This window comes from Nocardia sp. NPDC003693 (genome assembly GCF_053981095.1).
The window spans coordinates 35,324-51,897 of sequence record NZ_JBSFNO010000037.1 but is presented as its reverse complement, the minus strand read 5'-3'; the positions used below and the strand labels follow the sequence as shown (position 1 = coordinate 51,897).

Below are 16,574 nucleotides of genomic sequence, written 5' to 3'. Positions count from 1 at the left end.
TCCGCGCGCCGATCACACCGGGCGCTGTCGGTGCCGCCCGATACCGTCCCGCTCGTGAGCGCCATGACCGACCGCCGGTTCACCACTCTGCTCGAAGAAGTGGCCCGGCACGCTCCCGAGTTCTGTGATCGTGACCGTGTGCCCGCCGCCTGCCGCGACCTCGGCTGGACCGTGACCGGACAGAACCTCGACATCCCCGAAACGAATTCGGGTGGAAGGCTTTTCGAAGAAGATGATCCGTACGACAAGGGCGACGGCCGCTGGCTGTCGCTGTCGGTTCCCGTCGCCACGATCGATCCCGAACGTTTCCGTCACCACCTCGGCCTGGCGGCCACGGTCTGGGGCGAACCGTCCTGGTACAGCGGCTACGGCGAGCTGTTCGCCTGCTGGGCGACCGGCGACGACACCATCCGCCAGCTGGCGCTGAGCGCGGCCGGCGTGCATCTCGCCGAGGCCGAAGCGGACCGGAACCGCTGGCTGTGGAAGACCCGGCACCACTATCCCGACTTCGTCGGACCGGACGACCGCGTTCTCCTCGACGAGAACGACCTGGCCGAGACCTCGGCCGACGAATACGAGATGACCTTCACCTGGACCGGCCACGAGCGGCGGCGGTCGGCGCGCGGCCCGGCCGAGGTCTGGAGCATCTACACCCCGCGCCACCTGCGCGGCGTCCTCACCGACGTGCTGCGTGATGTGCACTTGGCCGTGCGCGCCCTGGGGCCCGGCCCGGATCCCCTGCGGGTGGAGTTCGCTCCGGTCGCGGATGGTTCCGCCGCCCGCCTCGAATTGTCATGGGATGCCATCCGCCTGTCCGTCGATCTCACCGACGCGACCCGCGATTACCTGACCGCGCACGACGGATTCCAACTCGACGGCGAGACCGCCGAGCGCCGCTGGCCCGCCGGATCCGACTACTTCCGCATCGCCGCGACGGCAACGGTCGTGTGCCTGCACCACATCGGGCTGGGCATTCCGGTGGCGAGTGGGGGAAAGGCCGGCGAATTCGGCAGCCGCGAGTCGGCGGTTGTCCTGTCCACGTCCGGAAGTCCGTTGCCGCTGGCTGATTTCGCCCTCGCGATCACGATCGACTGACCGGTGGTGATGGAGGTCCCGCTTTTTGTTGGGCGGAGCTGTTTGGTGGATGCACTGGAATTTCGAGAGAGGGTGATTGCGCGCGGTGGTCTCGATCGAGGACCGGTTGGGCCTTGCCTGCTGTCCATCGGCTTTGTCCGAGGAGCTGTCGAGAATCGGCCTGTTGGCTCGCTCGGTGAATTGGCGGAATTGAATCTAGATCGAAATCCGAATTGTCTGAATAGTGTTGTGGCTCAATAGATTTGGTCTATTCATATCCGCTATCGAGGAGTAGAATAGGGGTATGAATTCGGGAGGGGAAGCCACAATCGCGCAGGGTGTGCAAGCACTCGCGGCCGCGGTGGATATCCTGCTCGAAGCGCCGATGTTCCCGTTGGCCGGTGACGGTGTCATCGAGGCGATGCAGGACATCGAGACGAGCTTGCGCAAGTTCGAGGCGGTCAAGCAACGGTTCGCACTCGAGTGCGCGGCACAGGGATTGCCCGCTCGGGCCGGTGTGAAAAGCCTGGTCCTGTTTCTGCAGGAGACACTGCGACTGTCCTATGCCGAGGCTGCTGCCCGGGTTCGTAACGCTGACCTGCTGTCGGAGGTGTCCGAGGGGTCGATGACCCGGCCGCCGGTGTTGCCGCATGTGGCCGCAGCGCAGCGGGCCGGGGAGATTTCCGCCGACCACATCAAAGCGATCAACGATGCGCTCAAGCAGATCCCCGATGCCGCCGGTCCCGAAGTGAAAGACCGCGCCGAACAACACCTGACCGCGTATGCCCGCCAAGGTGATCCGAAAGGCGTGACCACGCTCGGGGTTCGGATCCTGGCCAATGTCGATCCCGATGGCCGTTTGATCGAAGACCGAGACCGGCAACGGGTACGCGGCATTACGATCGGGAACCAGCGGATCGATGGCATGTACCCGATCTCGGGATTGCTGACCCCGCAGTTGGGGGCGGTGATGATCCCGATGTTCGAGAAATTCGGGCACCCGGGCATGTGTAACCCCGATGATCCCGAAAGCCCGTGGACCACCGCTGAACTGGGTGTCGATACCGAACTCGACGGCGACACCACCGACGATGTCGATGTGGACGACCCTGCGTTGACTCCGGCCGAGCGTGCTCGTGCCGTCGTTCGCGCGAAGGTGCGTGCGGCCGCCAAACGCGATCACCGTACCGCCGCTCAGCGCAATCATGACGCGCTGATGGTGTTCTTCCGCCCGGACATGGGGCCCACGCGACTGGGATCGCATCGCGGGCTGCCGGTCTCGACCATCATCACCATGAGCATCGAGGACCTGGAGAAGCGTGCAGGGGTCGCGACGACCGCGACCGGCGGCACGATGTCGATCACCCAAGCCCTCCAGGTGGCCAGGAATTCGACCCCGTACCTGGTGGTGCTCGACCGCAACGGCCGACCCCTGCACCTGTCCCGCGGGCAGCGCCTGGCCAACCCGGCACAACGCCTGGCGCTCACCGCTACCGAGCGAGGCTGCACGCGCCCCGGATGCGACGCGCCAGCGAGCCGCTCCGCTGTACACCACATCCGGGAATGGTCAGATGGCGGTGAAACGGACATCGAGAATCTGACCTTCGCGTGCGATGCCTGCCACGCACAGGTGAACACCGGTCCGAACGGGTGGGAAACGGTTGTGATGGGTGAGGATTCGGAGAATCCGGGCAAGACCGGATGGATCCCACCACCACACATCGACCCCGCTCGCAGGCCACGCGTGAACTTCCGCCACCACCCCCAAGTGCCTGGTATCCCGGCGCGATGGCGCTGTTAGCCACCTCGCCCGGTCGCGGCTCCCCGCTCACAGCATTCGACGCTGCCTCTTCGGCCTTCGCCGCCGAAGGGGCTGCCCGTGCGCTCGAGCCCTGGCCCGGCCTTCCCCCCGTGCGGCTGGTGCGACCAAACGCATCAGTGTTCACGCCCGTGGCCGACGTAGCCCGATCCCGCACCCAGCTCGCATCTTCCAGCGGGGTTCGGGAGAGCGGGCAAAGCAGATGCGGCAGTGCTGGTTACTTCGCCTGCCGTACCCGACTTCTGGCTCCCCGGCTGGGAGCGCGTTCACCCTTCCGGCCCGGTCGACTGGCCGTGGGAACCTTCTCGAGACTTACCGAAAGGATTCGTCATCAGCACAATGGGGTGATGTCTATGGCGGTGATTGCCGTGCCGGTCCCCGGTTCGGAACTCGGCCACGCATCCGAGGGCTTCGATCCCGTTGATCGGACCGGGAGGGCTGGAACCGCCGTCGAGGCACCCAATCCGGCCCCGGCTGGTACTCCGTTATCCAGGCGTTCTTCCCCCGGTAGGGCACCCAACCGCCGCCGAGTCGCCCGACGTGTCTCCGCTGGTATTCCGTTGTCCTGTCTTCTTTCCTGCGGCAGGGCTCCGAACCGCAGCCGAGGCTCCCAACCCGCCCCCGCCGGTACTCCGTTTCTAGTTGTCTTTCCTGCGGTAGGGCTCTCACCCCCAGCCGAGGCACCCAACGTGTCCGCCCTGGTACTCCGTTATCCAAGCCCCCCGGTAGAGCACCCAACCGCCGCCGAGGCTCCCAGCCGGTCCCGCTGTCTCTCCGACTTCTCGGCAGGGCTCCCAACCACGATCGACGCTCCCAACCCACCCCACAAATGGACGAGAACCGGGGGCGCACCCCCGGTTCTCTGGTAAGGGGCACGGCAGCCGGCCCACCGAACCCTTCGAAAGCTATTGCTGTGCAGGTATTCCCGGAATCACCCGAGGAATCTCCGCCACCGCCGGCTGCCCCGACGTATCCGGTATCGCCGCCACAGCAGGCTGCTGCCCACTCGCATCGGGAATAGGCGCGACAGCGGGCAACTCACTCGCCCGCCCCGGGTTCACCGACGGCGCCGGATCCTGCACCGCACCCCAGTGCTGCAGAATCGTGGTGACGATTCCGGTCAGCCTGTTGAAAATCAGTGAGCCGAATTGGAAGTCGGTGCGCACCCCGTCCTTGACGGCGTATTCGTTGCTGGTCGGCAGCCCCAGAATGCCTGTCGCCCCGCCCAATTGCACGAATCGCTCCAGGATCTTGCCCAGGACCGCGTACACCTGACCCTTGGGCGTCGAGTACACATAGCCGTTGACGAACCTGGCGTACTGCCCACCGTCCATGGTCGGCTGCGGCGCCGACTTCGGCTGTCCCAGTGCGCTGTTCGGCCCACCCTGCTCGTTCCAGTACTTCGCCACCGGGTTCGTGTCGATCAATCCGAGCAGCGTGGTCGTGAGCTCGGCCAGCGTCGCGATGTCATCCTCGGCGCTCGGCGCGGGCTGCGGCTGGTAGTTCGCGTTCTGCTCCGCGGGAGATCGGGGTGTGGGGGGTTTGGTGGTGGACGGCGGGTCCGCCAGCGGACTCGGCCCGGCGAATTTCTCCGCGATCTCGCGAATGCGATCCATCCGGTCGTACACCGAGTCGCCCGGGCACGAGGTGTTGCCGACATCGCGGTGCGCGAAGATCGTCGGCAGCTTGACGGCCTGCCCGTACGCGTAGCGCGTGTAGTCGCTGCCCTCGGAGTACATCGTGGTCGTGCCCTCGGGGTCGATTCCGGCGACTCGCGCGCGCCAGCCGATGAACTTGCCCATCGCCTGCATCGACACTTCGCTCGGGTTGTCCTCCTCGTAATTGCCCATCAGGGCCACACCGGCGGTATTGATATTGAATCCACCCGAATGCGCGCCTTCGACCGGGCGATCCAGTCCGCCGAAGCGGCCTTCGAAGATCTGCCCGTACTTGTCGACCAGTGCGTTGTAGCCGATATCGCACCAGCCCAGCGTTTTCGCGTGATACGAGTAGATGGCGCGCACGATGCCCGCCGATTCCGACCGGCTGTAGTCGTTGCGACCCGCGGTGTGGTGCACCGTGATCGCGGCCAGGCCGTCGTCGTAGGTCGGTTCCTCGCAGCGCAGGTCCTCGTCCGCGCCCCACTGCGAGCGGGTGATCACCTTCGGCCCGCCGCCGGGCAGCGCGGCCGCCACCTCGTTGAGGTTCTCGTCCGCCGCGCCGCGGCCCGGATCGATGAGGATCGCGGCGAGTTTCTCCAGGTCGATCTGCGCGGGATCACCGTGATCGGCGAAGGGCGCGGGCTCCGCGGGCGCGAGCGGGGCCGCCTCGCCCTCGGGGGCCGCGGCCTCGACGGGCGCGCCGGGATCGACGGGCACTTCGTCCGCGACGGCCGGATCAACCGGCGCTGCACCGGCCGCATCCTCGGACCCCGCACCCGCCGGATCGATCGGCGCGGCGACATTCTTCTTCGTCATCAGAATCTGCACGGCCTTGGTACTGCCGACATAGATCGGTTCGGTACCCGACCGTGTCCGCCCGGGCGTGTCGACCGGTTCGGCCGAATACCACGGCCCCCAGGCGCCATCGGGCAGTTGCGCGCGAATCATGGCGGTCATCCCGGCCATATCCTGCGCGGTGAGCGCGACCATGCTGAACGGCTTGTCGCGGGTGAGTTCCTTGACCTGCGCGCCGACCTTGGACACCAGATCACCGGGCACCGCGCCGGGCGCGAGTGCGGGCCTGCTGAGATCGCCGGGGATGGCGGGGCGGGTTGCCGCGTCCGGAGCCGGAGCTTCGACGGGAGCGGGATTGCCCGGGGCAGAGAGGTTTTCATCCACCGGTGCGCCGGGAGTCGCCGGCGCGGGTGCGCTGCCGGGCTCGCCATCGGCGGTGGGTGGGGCCGCGTTCGGATCCTGCGGTCCGGGTGCGGCGATGAAGCGGGGTGCGTTCGGATCGGCGGGCTTGTCCAGTCGCGGAAGTCTGATCTCGTCCGGTAGCTGCACCCCGCCCGGTAGCTCCAGCCCGGCCGGAATCTTGATGGACGCGGGCAGCGGAATGTTCCGCAGGTCGGACAGGCGCAGGTCCGGTAGGTCGAGCCCGGTCAGCTCGCGCAGCGGCAGCACCAGATCCGGCGCGGAGGCCAGCGCGACCTCGGCCATGTTCGCCGGTATTGCTGCCAGATTGCTCTCGTCGACAGACCGAATCTTCGGCGAATCGCTCAGTCCGAGCATGCCGAAGGGTGCGGTCATGGCCAGGATGGTGACGACCGGGAGGACATAGGCGTTTTTCGGTCTGCGATATGGCACGAGTAGCTCCCATTCCAGGTAAACCCGTCGAACTTTGCCGGGATGCCTTGGTTGCGTCCTGACGGCTCAACGATCACACTAGTCACAACTGTCCCATAGTCTGAACCTGTTGTTGAGGATTAGCTGCGGTAACTCGAATGTAGCTTCGGCTTACAAGAGAACGGGTATGACATGCCGAACGGACACTTACACGCACTTCGTCGCCGCCGACGTCTCTTGGCCCTATCGCTCGCCGCCACGACCATGGCGGGCACGTCCGCCGGCCTGCTCTGGGCCTGGCCCGACGGGGAATTCCGGGTAACCGCGAGTCCCGGACACGGGCGCGGGCTGAGCCAGAACGGCGCCTTCGATCGCGCCATGGACGGCAATACCGCCGAAGCGATTCTCGCCCACTACTACCCGGGCGCCGAGCTGCACACCATCGCCTCCACGCCCATTCGGGTACGCCTGCAGCAGCAGGACGACAGCACCCTCGACGTGGAGTCCGAGTCCGGCCTGTACGTCGCCGGCCGCCGTGTCATCCCCGGCCAGGCCGCGCACCTGACCCCCACCGATACCGGCGCCGACGTGGTCATCACCACCGGCTGCGACGGTGAGGTGCTGTGGGAGGGCTCGACCGACGATCCGTACATCTATCCCGTCGAGGACGGTTCCGATCGCCCCGCCGAGGAACACCTGCGCCTGTGCGGCGGCAATGCCTATCGCGGCGTGCTCGGCGTTGCCCTCGAGGACGGCGCCTATCGCACCGTGAACGAGGTCGACATCGAGGACTATCTGATGGGCGTCGTCCCCTCCGAGATGGTCCCCAACTGGGCCGACAAGGGCGGCGCGGAAGCCCTGCGCGCGCAAGCGATCGCGGCGCGCTCCTACGCGCTGGCCGAGGATCGCTACACCTACGCCCAGACCTGCGACAGCACGGATTGCCAGATGTACCCCGGCACCGAGCGCGAGGATTCCCGCACGTCCGAGGCGGTCCGGGTCTCGGCGGGCAAAGTGCTTGTGCGCGAGGGCCATATCCTGCGCGCCGAGTATTCCGCCGCCCCCGATTCCGGTATCCCCAGCATCGAGAACCTGACCGTGGGCCCCGCGATCAGCGAGTTCCCTTCCGCGCCGACGATGGTCGATCCCACGGTCCCCACGTACCAGGATCCGGCCTATCAGGATCCGGCCTACGGCCCCACGTACCAGGATCCGACGTATTCAGATCCGACCCTCCCCACCGATTCCGAATACACGGTCCCTCTTGATCTCCCGAGCCTCCTGAGCCAGATATTCCCCCCGGTAACCCAGGAGGTGGAGCTCGGCCCGAACAAACCCCGGGTCCCCGCCCCCGCGACTCCCGAGCCCCTGACCGCCGTCCCGCCACACGCTGCTACGGGTGGTTACGCCGGCGAATAAATACTCCACCGGCTCCACCTCTCCCGTTGTGCCGCAGTACGATCGCTGCCTCGGCCACCGACTCGGAATGGGCAGGCACAGTGATCGTTCGCCAGGACCACGGCGATGTCCCACGGAATCGACAACAAGTGAGAAGGCGGGCCCGCCGTGGATGAGGAGCTGGACTACATCATCGGAATGATGCACCACGAAGTCCTCTACGACTGGTCGAGAGACGTGAAAACGCAGTTGTCAGATGCGCTGTTCTTGAAGCTGAACCACCGACTTTCCCGAGAAGTTGCGCACTCAGTACCAAGACCTGCTCGACCGGAGGTTCGTGAGCGCCTACGACTACGTCAACCTCACCGGCGTTCAGTTTCGCGATGACGATGCCCTCTACGACTTCCTGGGAAAGTCGTTCAGGTACATCTTCGATCTCGAGGAGTTCGACGAGCCGCCGTACCCGGAACTCGACTGAGACAACAGGTTTCTACATCAATGAGCGTGGAAGAATCGAGATTCGACGAGGTGCTTCGGCGGCTCGGGCATGGATCTCCCCACGAGCGAACCGAAGCCTGCGAGACCGTCGTCGACTGGATCCGGGCACTGAGCCCGGAACAGGGAGCCGCCGCGGGCCGGGCACTGGTCGAGGCCGCCGTTGATGAGCGCGATGATTGCGCGCGCGAGGCGCAGTTCAACGCACTCGTCGAGTTGTGGACCGCGGATCTGATCGGGCGCGCCGAACTCGGTGAGCTGTCCAGGATTCCGAGGTCATCCCTCAATGCCGATGCGGCCGAACATCTGTCGTATCTCGAAGAGGACTACGGGTCTCTGGTTTCGGAGTCGTAGACAACCGCGGGATCCGGAGATCGAGTTGACCGGGGGGCATCGCCCCCCGGGGTGATGGACGCGAATCGACGCGCCGGCGGGGGATCGATTGACATGTCGCGCCGGAATAGCGTCGTCGCTCGGGGACGTGAGCCCGGTGGAAGGATCCCGAGGCATCTGAGATTAAAGCAGTTGAACCGCGAAAGATGCGGTCGACGTGCTCCTTCGGCGCTTCTGTTCCACGGGGTGGTGTGCTGCGATAGGCATTTTCACCGGCAATGGACTCACGCACGACGCCGTTCGCCGTGTCCCTGAATAGCAATCGACCTCGAGTAATAGGGAATTGCCATGGATATTCGCGCGCGAGTTGGAGTAGCGATTGACTCGGTGATCGGGATACCGCATTCGAGGATCGCCGGATGTCGCTGCGTCCTAAGTGAATCGGTATGCCAGAGCATATGCGTCTGTGGAGAAGGCTTGGCGCAGAGAGAGATTGCGATGTGAACAGCCAAGATGTTCCGAACTGACGCTTCTGTCTGTGCTCGGTCACTCGATAGCTTGTTACTGCAGAGTTGGTTCGGTGCAACATATTTCGAGGCCCGCCTCGCGCTCGTTCGCGTGACGAATTACGATCACGCATGTGTATACTCCGCCTCGTCAACATTGTCCGGTGACGTTGTGTCGCAGGGCATTACGGACGGTGGGTTGAGATGAGTTAAGAGTGGGAGTGCCGCCTTGATTGTCCGGGGGCCCGGGTGGCGGATTTGTGCTGCTGTCCGATGTGGGGAGTTCGGCTGGAGGGAGCCGGTATCGACTCGTCGGCGGTTTCTTTCGGCTCCAATCGGGCCGGAAGTCGGGTGTCCGTGTCGACGGATCGAGTCATAGGGGTTTCAAGCCGTGCATGCAGCGTCTTTGGTGGCGTGGTTCAGCCAGGTTGTAGATCATGAAGAGATGTCGGTAGTCGCCGGTCGATTGGGTGTCGAATTGTCCGAGCGAGTCGCCCAGGGGCGACCCACCGTCGCGGATCTGTGCTTGGTGGCAGATGTGCTGGGTCGGAACGTCCTCGACCTACTTCCCGGAACCGTCGACCTTCTGAACGGATCTGGCGACGATCTCCTGCGGAGAGACGTCGAGTGCACTGCATAGCTGATACAGCTGTGTGAGATCCGGCGAGCGTTCACCGTTCTCGAAACGTTGAATCGTACTCACCGCAACTCCCGAGGTCGCCGCGAGCTGAGGGCGCGTGAGCCCGCGGCGGGCGCGCGCGGCACGGAGCTCGTCACCGACGGCGCGGTTGAGGTCGTCGAGGTCCCGCAATTCCATACGGACCATTCTGAGGTCCGAACGGCGTAGTTGCAAACACCACCCGGAAACTCAAGGCTTAAACCTAAGTGTCTGGAAGTTCACAGCGACAGGTCCGTACGGACTTGTGAAGAGTCCGAACGGACCTTACAGTGTTCCGTATGGACTTGATGGACAGACAAATCGCCGATCGTGTCAGCTATGCGATGGATGCGATCGGTATGGATTCGCACACCCTCGCGGCCCGAACCGGCCTCGCGGAGCCCGTGCTCGCGCTGCGACTTCGTGCCGCCGGCTCGTTCAAGCTCGACGAATTGCTGCTGGTCGGGAGTGCGCTGGGCTGCGATCCGATCGGTCTCCTCCCTACCGCCGGACATGCTCGGGACCGGGCGGAGGTGTCCGCGTGATCGACGTCCTGATCGTCGGTGGCACCTGGGCCCCGTATGGCGAGAGCGTGACCGACACCTTCTCGCGCGCGCTGGATCTGAGTCGCTTCGCACCGCGCATGATCCCGTATCCGGCCGAGTACGGCGGCAGCATGTCCTACGCGGAGAGCAGTGCGGCGGGGAAGGCCGCACTACTCGAAGCGATCGAGAAGTCGCGGAATCGTGTTGTCGTAGCCGGGTATTCGCAGGGCGCCGCAATCGCGGGCGATGTGGCCGCAGAGATCGGCCGCGGCCTGTGGCCCGGGCTCGACGTCGCCGCTTGCGCGCTCATCGCCGACCCCTTGCGCCCGGCGGGTGAATGCGTCGGCACGGATCCCGGCGGCTACGGCATCGCCGGTCAGCGCTGGGTGACGGATGTGCCGACGTACTGGGCCGCGGCGCCGGGTGATCCCATCACCGCTCTGCCCGCGGGCAACGCCCTGCGCCTGGTCGCCGATCTCTCACAGTACTTCTGTATGAACAGCCCCGAGGCCGCCCTGACCTGGGGGCGAAGTCTGGTCGACACCATCGTGCACCGCCGAATCCAGCGCTGGTGGGCGCCCCGGAACTGGAGCGCTTGGAGCGGGGCGCTGGCCTATGCCCGCGGCTATCTCACCGACGGCCGGCACACCGTCGACTATGTGCGGCACGGCCACGCCGCTCGCCTCGCCGAAACCATCAACCGGGAGATCGCCTGATGCACAGCGAGATTGATCCGAATCACCTGTACCTGGATCGCGCCGCCCTGCACGATCTCGTGCGCATGCTGCGGGAGATCCCGGAACTTGCGGTGGATCTCGAGGATGCGGTTACCCGGCGCTCTCGCCTCGGCGACCCGAACCTGCGGCTGAGTTCCCGCTCCGGTGATCAGCCGCTGCCGTTCAGCCCCGCCGCGTCGCGGGCCCGCGATCACCTGCACGGTGTGCTGGTGTCCTGGGCGCGGCTGATCTGCGAGCAGCGCGGACTCGACTATTCCGGGGGTACGTCGACGGGCGGACTGGCCCGCTGGCTGGACCGCAACGTCATCGCCCTCGCCATGACCGAGGGCGCGGAAACCGCACCCGGTGAGATTCGCGCCGCGATCCAGGCGGCGCTGCACGTCATCTGCCCGCCGACTTACCGGATCGAGGTGGATGCCGCGCAGCTCGAGGCCGCGCGCAGCGCCCGGTTGAACGTCAATGGAATCGCGACGCTCGCCAGGGAAATGGGCGAAGCATTCCAGTCGGTCACCGTTCGCAGGATTCAGACCCTGCGTGATGCCGGCAGGATTCGCCCGGTGCCGGGGCCGTGGGCGCCGGACTGGCCCGAGCTGTTCGTGGTGGGGGAGGTGCTCGAAGCTCACCTCGCGCACCCCGTGCGTAAGCGCCGGAGCAAGGCGGCGGAGCCGCACCGGCCGCTGCTGCACATCCGGGAGAAGATCGCCGGCTGAGCCCGACACCGTGGTGATCCACCGAAGTCCCAGTCCTCCAGGAGGACTGGGACTTCGTCGTTGTCGGAGAGCAGAGGTCCCGAGATGCCGAACGTGGTGCGGCGGGAGGTGTAGCCAGGGTTCGTGCTCGCGCCAGGCTGCTCGGGAACACCATCCCACCTGCGATTTCGATGAATCTTCAAGATGGGTGTTGACTTTTGAATCCGCTTAAGTGAAGCTATGTGCAGCGCCACAGTTGCGCCTTCATCCCGAGCTCACGGGAAACACACTCTCTGGCAAGAGGTTCCAACCTCGTCGGCCTCCCAAGCTCTTCACCCCGAACCCTCGATCCGCATCCGGATCGGGGGTTCGGTCGTTGAGGCCTGCCTCGCGCCTTCGAATCAGGAGCAATCGCAATGCTTTTCGGTCTCACCATCGATCAGTGGATCACCGTCGGCTCGTACATCGCGCAGCTGATCGCGATCATCGTCCCGCTACTCGTGTAATCCGCCCCGCGTCCCCTGCTTCCAGAGCGGCAAACGGGGTCCGCGGCGCTGTCGGAAGGAAACATCATGCGTATCAACAGGGTTCCCGAACCCGCTCTGGTGCGATCCGTACTCGTCGCCATCACCGGTGTCGCGGCCTACCTGCTCGGCAGACAGGTCGGCACCGAATGGATCGAATCCGCACTCACCCTCTATGGCCTGCTCACCCCCGTCATCGCGGGAGCGCTCATCCGCCCGGCCGTGACGCCGGTGCGATCACCGGGCGGTGAGGACTGAATGCAGACCTGGCTCAACCCCGACTTCGTCCAGGCGATCGGCCTGGCGATCGCCACCGTGATCGGCGCGGTCACCGCCTGGCAGGCCCGCGAGGTCGCCAAACTCCGCGAACGCGTTGTGGCCCTGGAGGATCAGGCCGCCAGCGATCAGCGTCGCTTCCGCGACGCGATCCGCCTGATCCGCGCCCTGCAACGCCACATCGACGAGCTGCTCGCCTTCTTCACGTTCCACGTCCCGGGCCAAGAGCCCCCGGCCGCGAACTACAAGATCCCCGCGACGCTCGAAGAAGAGATCTGACGGTTTCCCCCGTCGCCCAGCCCATGCGGCCGGCCCCCGAAGCCTCTCGGTAGGTACACAGCGGGTTCAGAGCCTCGCCGCATGCCCGCTCCCCAGCGCGCCCGTCTCCCGCAGGTGGTCCGCGGTCGCAGACACGGACGCGGCGCTGGGGCGCAAGGTCCCGCCCCCGGGTAGTCCCCTCACCCGGGGGCGGGACCTCAATCCACACGATTCCGCGCCCGGGGAAGGGCGCGGAATCGGTCATGCCCTGAATCGGAAGGACCGAACCCTATGTCCGGCAAGGAAGTAATTAGTTCCGTCAGCTTCGGCCACCAGCCACCGCCGTCGTCGGACTACGTGGAAACCGATACCGGCCAACTGGTTACGCCGGAGTTCCTGTCCTTCCTCCAGCAGACCCTGACCGGCAAGCTGGCCGAGCACAAGCCCGACGAGACCCTGGATCCCCAGGTTCGCGCGCTCGCCGAGGAACTCTCGATCATCCACCTGCCGGAGTGGTACAGCGAGGTGGGCCGAAAACTCGCCGACCCCACGGTGACCAGCATCAAGCAGGCGACCCGCGTAGCCGAGTACCTCGTAAAGCGCGGTGTCCGAGTACATCCCGACCTCGAGGAGATTCGCTGGACCCCCACCCCCCTCGGTCCGCCCGGCGCCTTCGACACCGGCATGCACATCACCCGCGATGAGAACGGCGAGTGGCCCCTTCCCGATCCCGAGTCCTTCTACGACCTCGAAGAGATCCAGGTCAAACAGACCGAGGAAGGCATCTGGTCCGCGACCCATCCCCGCGGCCTCTCCGCCGAGGCCCCCACCAAAACCGATGCCTACGCCGCGATGGTCGACCAGCTTCGACAGCGGATCGAACAGGCTCGGCGCGCTCGTGAGGAGTGATCATGACGAGCACTCTCTACGAGCCGGCTAGCCCGCCCCCCTGGGTCGGCCAGCGGTCGGCGGCTTGGAACCTGCTGACAGCTGACGGCATTGCGCAGTCGAGCCCAGCCGATGGTGCGACCACCGGGGGAAGGGTTCACAACGTCTCTGTCAGGGATGGAGTGGCGGCCGCACTGGAATACGCACGTACCCGAAACGTCCAGGAGTTGCTGTCGGGATCTGCCGGCAATCAGGTGAAACCTATCGCCGACCCATTGGATGCGCTGATCGATCCGGGTCCGTCGCCCGCTGACATCGGTCCGCCCAAGCCTCTGGCGGAGCTCGCTGTACCCGTCTCGGAGGACGAGCGCGCTACAACTCCGCCCAAGACCGAGAGTCCGCCGAAGATAGGCGTGCCCCCCGGGTCACCGGGTGCTGATGGAAAGACGCCCGACCTGCCGGACGTCCGCGCAGATATCCGGCCGGTTACGCCGCCCAACCAACCTGCGGTAGAGCAGATCACGCCGCTACCCGAGGGGATTACCCCCGAAATGGCGGTTCTCCTGGGGGTGGCGAAGACACCTGAACCAACGCCACAGCCGCTGGATCTTCTCGATGTCGTCGACATCGGCGCTCGTGGGCTACCCGGTCCGGGCAACGCTCGAACGCTGCCGAGCAGTATCACGCTGGAGACGAATGCCGAAGGCACCGCGATGGTCTGGAAAGCCCCATCCGGAGATTCGTTCACGACCGCGCCGCCGTCGATCAAGCGGATTGTCCAACAGGCGGATCTGCAGAAGTACAACGAGAACGCGGTGGGACTTCTCCCCGCTGATCCCTATCGTCCATCGTCGTACACCGGTATCGGTGCGGACGGACCGGTCGAGATTCGCATGCCTTCCCCCGCTCCGGCACCGGCGATGCTCAACGACCCGACGCCGGCCGAGGTAGTTCAAATCCAGCGCCCCGACGGAACATTCGGCTTTGGCGTAGTGAACGCCGCTGGCCAATTCCTCTACGAGTCCGACGCGATCGGGCGAGAGGTTGCCCCGCCAGAGGTCGAAAAGCGTTGGTGGGAGCATGGCGTTTCCTTCGGCGCGGGTCTAGCCAACCCGGTGGTCGAGTCCGTGAAGGATCTCGGCGCCAAGGTTGGCATCGGTGGTCCCGGCGTCAAGAAGGCGTGGCTGGACACCTTCTACGGCATGGGTTCCCTCGTCGGCCTCGGTGCCGAAGGTGGTCCGGGGGTGTGGGATTCATGGAAGGCCCTCGGCAAGGACACCTTGGCCTGGGACGACTGGGCAAACGGTGACTACGCCTATGCCTTGGGCAAACTCACCTTCAACGTCGGCTCTCTCTTCTTCAGCGGAGGTACGGCGGCCTTCCTGAAGCTGGACAAACTCGGTTCCAGCACGCCCCACGTGAGAGTCGATGCGCCGGATAAACCGGATCGAATAGCTTTCCCTAACTTGCCAATCAGGGCAGGCGATAAGCCTGAGGCCGATCGACCCAGTGCAGTCGGAGACCAGCCGCCGCAGCCCAATGACAACCAGCCCGACCTCAAGGGAGGCTCAACACAACCTGATGTCGACGCCTCACCCTCCCCGAATCCCGCCTCCCTGAACCCCTCGCAGGAACCGTCGCTCGACTCACCCAGCATCGCGCCGGATTCGAGCATCGCACCCAAACCGAACTTGTTCAACGGAATCGGCAACTTGCTTCAACAGCCCGGAAACCATAACGGTCTTACCGGGAGGCTGGATTACGAAAAGACATCCAACGGTCTCGCTCAAAAACCGTTCAGACAAGACCCGCTCGTCGGTGCATCTGTCCCCAGACGAACACCGGACAAGGTTGATCGAGATGCAGCGACACCCGACAGAAGTGACGATGCAGAGCCTATTCGACTAAGCAGTGATCGCGATGGAACGCCCGCCAAATCGGACCCTGTCACGGCCGAAACCGACGCGGTATTCAATCTCGAAGATCGTGGGACATCTAGATCGGGAGGCTCGGCGCAGTCTGGCCGTGAATCGAATGATGGTGAGACGCGCCGTCGGCCACCGCGCCGCCGCAGAGGCAACCGGCCCAACAACCAAGACCGGACTCCGCGTTCGGCGAGTAACAACCGGCGAACACCTGAAGAAATTGCGAAGGAGCGGCAGGAATATGTTGCGCGTAGATTGGATGAGATAAAAAATGGCGGCCCGAAGGCGCATGGTTATCAACGTCATTTCAATATACCTCCGCAGCATTTGATAGAGCGCCTCGGCGAGCCTGTTTGGCGGGATCCCAACAATCCTGGTGTTGATCCGGAACTGAAAGGTAACGGATTTGTGAATGCTCGCAATCATATCGATCCAGCTAGGCCGAGGCCGACTACGGAGAGGGAGAAGTTGGAGTTCGAGCGCGACAAGTATAAAGATATGTACAAGAGTGGAAGACATTCAGTAGGCGCATTTGCTACTTCGTTCACGGATGGTGATGCGTTTGTTAGAGCGGCTGACTACGCTCTCGAGGAGTATAGGCGCACGCAGAGGCTTGTGGTGAGGCCCTTCTCTATTGAAGATGCACTTGGCCCTGACGGCCATAAGGCATTCATTGGATACTATTTCGATCCGAATCCTCCACATAGTCCGCTTCCGATTGACTTCCGAAGGGGAAAGATTTCCGCTGAGTTCAAGTTGGACGAAAACGGCGACCCGTACCTGTATACTATGTATGCCGATCCTCACCCCAATAGACACCCCTGATGGAGAATTCATGAAAGACGAGTTGGATTACATTATTGGCTCGATGCATCATGAACGACTTTATGACTGGTCCGAATCGGCGAAGGCTCAAATTGCCCATGCGCCGTTTCTGGAACTTAATCCGGAGTTCCCATCTCGTTTGCGTAACCAATATCGCGAACTACTTGATTCTAGATACCTATCGGTCCGTGACTATGTTCAAATTACGGGCGTTCAGTTTCGTGACGAGGATGCGCTCTATGAGTTCTTGGAAAAATCTTATAAATATATTTTCGATATCGAAAAATTTGACGAGCCGCCATATCCGGAACTTGGATAGGGCTGCATGTGGAGTGCG

15 protein-coding genes are annotated in these 16,574 nt (G+C 64.3%); 13 read left to right on the top strand and 2 right to left on the bottom strand.

Going from position 1 to position 16,574, the window contains the following annotated elements:
* Positions 1-54 precede the first annotated feature (54 nt).
* Positions 55-1,095: a hypothetical protein gene (locus ACWDOP_RS30855; RefSeq protein WP_456347860.1), complete on the top strand. Its 1,041-nt coding sequence runs from the start codon at positions 55-57 to the stop codon at positions 1,093-1,095.
* A 283-nt stretch (positions 1,096-1,378) separates the two neighbouring features.
* Positions 1,379-2,875 carry a DUF222 domain-containing protein gene (locus tag ACWDOP_RS30850; protein WP_456347859.1) on the top strand — a complete coding sequence of 499 codons (1,497 nt, stop codon included), beginning with the start codon at positions 1,379-1,381 and terminating at the stop codon, positions 2,873-2,875.
* A gap of 923 nt (positions 2,876-3,798) precedes the next feature.
* Here the strand turns inward: ACWDOP_RS30850 and ACWDOP_RS30845 are convergent.
* Complete coding sequence (locus ACWDOP_RS30845; RefSeq protein WP_456347858.1) at positions 3,799-6,201, bottom strand: N-acetylmuramoyl-L-alanine amidase; 2,403 nt, start codon at positions 6,199-6,201, stop codon at positions 3,799-3,801.
* A 216-nt stretch (positions 6,202-6,417) separates the two neighbouring features.
* Here ACWDOP_RS30845 and ACWDOP_RS30840 point away from each other — a divergent pair, with 216 nt between their 5' ends.
* The 3 genes from ACWDOP_RS30840 to ACWDOP_RS30830 all read left to right on the top strand — a co-directional run bounded on the left by ACWDOP_RS30840 (position 6,418) and on the right by ACWDOP_RS30830 (position 8,427).
* Positions 6,418-7,599 (top strand): SpoIID/LytB domain-containing protein, encoded by a 1,182-nt coding sequence (locus ACWDOP_RS30840; protein WP_456347857.1) that lies wholly within the window; start codon positions 6,418-6,420, stop codon positions 7,597-7,599.
* A 316-nt stretch (positions 7,600-7,915) separates the two neighbouring features.
* The gene (locus ACWDOP_RS30835; RefSeq protein ID WP_456347856.1) at positions 7,916-8,056 is read left to right on the top strand and encodes a hypothetical protein; all 141 of its coding nucleotides are present in this window, start codon (positions 7,916-7,918) and stop codon (positions 8,054-8,056) included.
* Between the two features lie 20 nt (positions 8,057-8,076).
* The gene (locus tag ACWDOP_RS30830; RefSeq protein ID WP_456347855.1) at positions 8,077-8,427 is read left to right on the top strand and encodes a hypothetical protein; all 351 of its coding nucleotides are present in this window, start codon (positions 8,077-8,079) and stop codon (positions 8,425-8,427) included.
* Between the two features lie 1,047 nt (positions 8,428-9,474).
* Here ACWDOP_RS30830 and ACWDOP_RS30825 read toward each other — a convergent pair.
* On the bottom strand, positions 9,475-9,729 hold the full coding sequence (locus ACWDOP_RS30825; protein WP_454200706.1) for a helix-turn-helix domain-containing protein: 255 nt from the start codon (positions 9,727-9,729) through the stop codon (positions 9,475-9,477).
* Between the two features lie 140 nt (positions 9,730-9,869).
* Here ACWDOP_RS30825 and ACWDOP_RS30820 point away from each other — a divergent pair, with 140 nt between their 5' ends.
* The 8 genes from ACWDOP_RS30820 to ACWDOP_RS30785 all read left to right on the top strand — a co-directional run bounded on the left by ACWDOP_RS30820 (position 9,870) and on the right by ACWDOP_RS30785 (position 16,556).
* Entirely contained in the window at positions 9,870-10,115 is a 246-nt protein-coding gene (locus ACWDOP_RS30820) for a hypothetical protein (protein ID WP_454200705.1), read from the top strand.
* Positions 10,112-10,831: a PE-PPE domain-containing protein gene (locus tag ACWDOP_RS30815; protein ID WP_456347854.1), complete on the top strand. Its 720-nt coding sequence runs from the start codon at positions 10,112-10,114 to the stop codon at positions 10,829-10,831. Before ACWDOP_RS30820 ends, ACWDOP_RS30815 begins: the two co-directional genes overlap by 4 nt.
* Positions 10,831-11,562, top strand: a complete 732-nt coding sequence (locus ACWDOP_RS30810; protein ID WP_456347853.1) for a hypothetical protein — start codon at positions 10,831-10,833, stop codon at positions 11,560-11,562. Before ACWDOP_RS30815 ends, ACWDOP_RS30810 begins: the two co-directional genes overlap by 1 nt.
* 551 nt (positions 11,563-12,113) lie before the next feature.
* Positions 12,114-12,323, top strand: a complete 210-nt coding sequence (locus ACWDOP_RS30805) for a hypothetical protein (protein ID WP_354986444.1) — start codon at positions 12,114-12,116, stop codon at positions 12,321-12,323.
* On the top strand, positions 12,324-12,620 hold the full coding sequence (locus ACWDOP_RS30800) for a hypothetical protein (protein WP_456347852.1): 297 nt from the start codon (positions 12,324-12,326) through the stop codon (positions 12,618-12,620).
* A gap of 270 nt (positions 12,621-12,890) precedes the next feature.
* Positions 12,891-13,508: a hypothetical protein gene (locus tag ACWDOP_RS30795; RefSeq protein WP_456347851.1), complete on the top strand. Its 618-nt coding sequence runs from the start codon at positions 12,891-12,893 to the stop codon at positions 13,506-13,508.
* 2 nt (positions 13,509-13,510) lie between these two features.
* Positions 13,511-16,237 carry a hypothetical protein gene (locus tag ACWDOP_RS30790; RefSeq protein WP_456347850.1) on the top strand — a complete coding sequence of 909 codons (2,727 nt, stop codon included), beginning with the start codon at positions 13,511-13,513 and terminating at the stop codon, positions 16,235-16,237.
* A gap of 10 nt (positions 16,238-16,247) precedes the next feature.
* On the top strand, positions 16,248-16,556 hold the full coding sequence (locus tag ACWDOP_RS30785) for a hypothetical protein (RefSeq protein WP_456347849.1): 309 nt from the start codon (positions 16,248-16,250) through the stop codon (positions 16,554-16,556).
* Positions 16,557-16,574 lie beyond the last annotated feature (18 nt).

Coding starts and splice junctions, on each gene's coding strand:
- ACWDOP_RS30850 (WP_456347859.1), top strand. CDS start 1,379: ATGAATTCGGGAGGGGAAGCCACAATCGCGCAGGGTGTGCAAGCACTC.
- ACWDOP_RS30830 (WP_456347855.1), top strand. CDS start 8,077: ATGAGCGTGGAAGAATCGAGATTCGACGAGGTGCTTCGGCGGCTCGGG.
- ACWDOP_RS30825 (WP_454200706.1), bottom strand. CDS start 9,729: ATGGAATTGCGGGACCTCGACGACCTCAACCGCGCCGTCGGTGACGAG.
- ACWDOP_RS30820 (WP_454200705.1), top strand. CDS start 9,870: ATGGACTTGATGGACAGACAAATCGCCGATCGTGTCAGCTATGCGATG.
- ACWDOP_RS30810 (WP_456347853.1), top strand. CDS start 10,831: ATGCACAGCGAGATTGATCCGAATCACCTGTACCTGGATCGCGCCGCC.
- ACWDOP_RS30805 (WP_354986444.1), top strand. CDS start 12,114: ATGCGTATCAACAGGGTTCCCGAACCCGCTCTGGTGCGATCCGTACTC.
- ACWDOP_RS30800 (WP_456347852.1), top strand. CDS start 12,324: ATGCAGACCTGGCTCAACCCCGACTTCGTCCAGGCGATCGGCCTGGCG.
- ACWDOP_RS30795 (WP_456347851.1), top strand. CDS start 12,891: ATGTCCGGCAAGGAAGTAATTAGTTCCGTCAGCTTCGGCCACCAGCCA.
- ACWDOP_RS30790 (WP_456347850.1), top strand. CDS start 13,511: ATGACGAGCACTCTCTACGAGCCGGCTAGCCCGCCCCCCTGGGTCGGC.
- ACWDOP_RS30785 (WP_456347849.1), top strand. CDS start 16,248: ATGAAAGACGAGTTGGATTACATTATTGGCTCGATGCATCATGAACGA.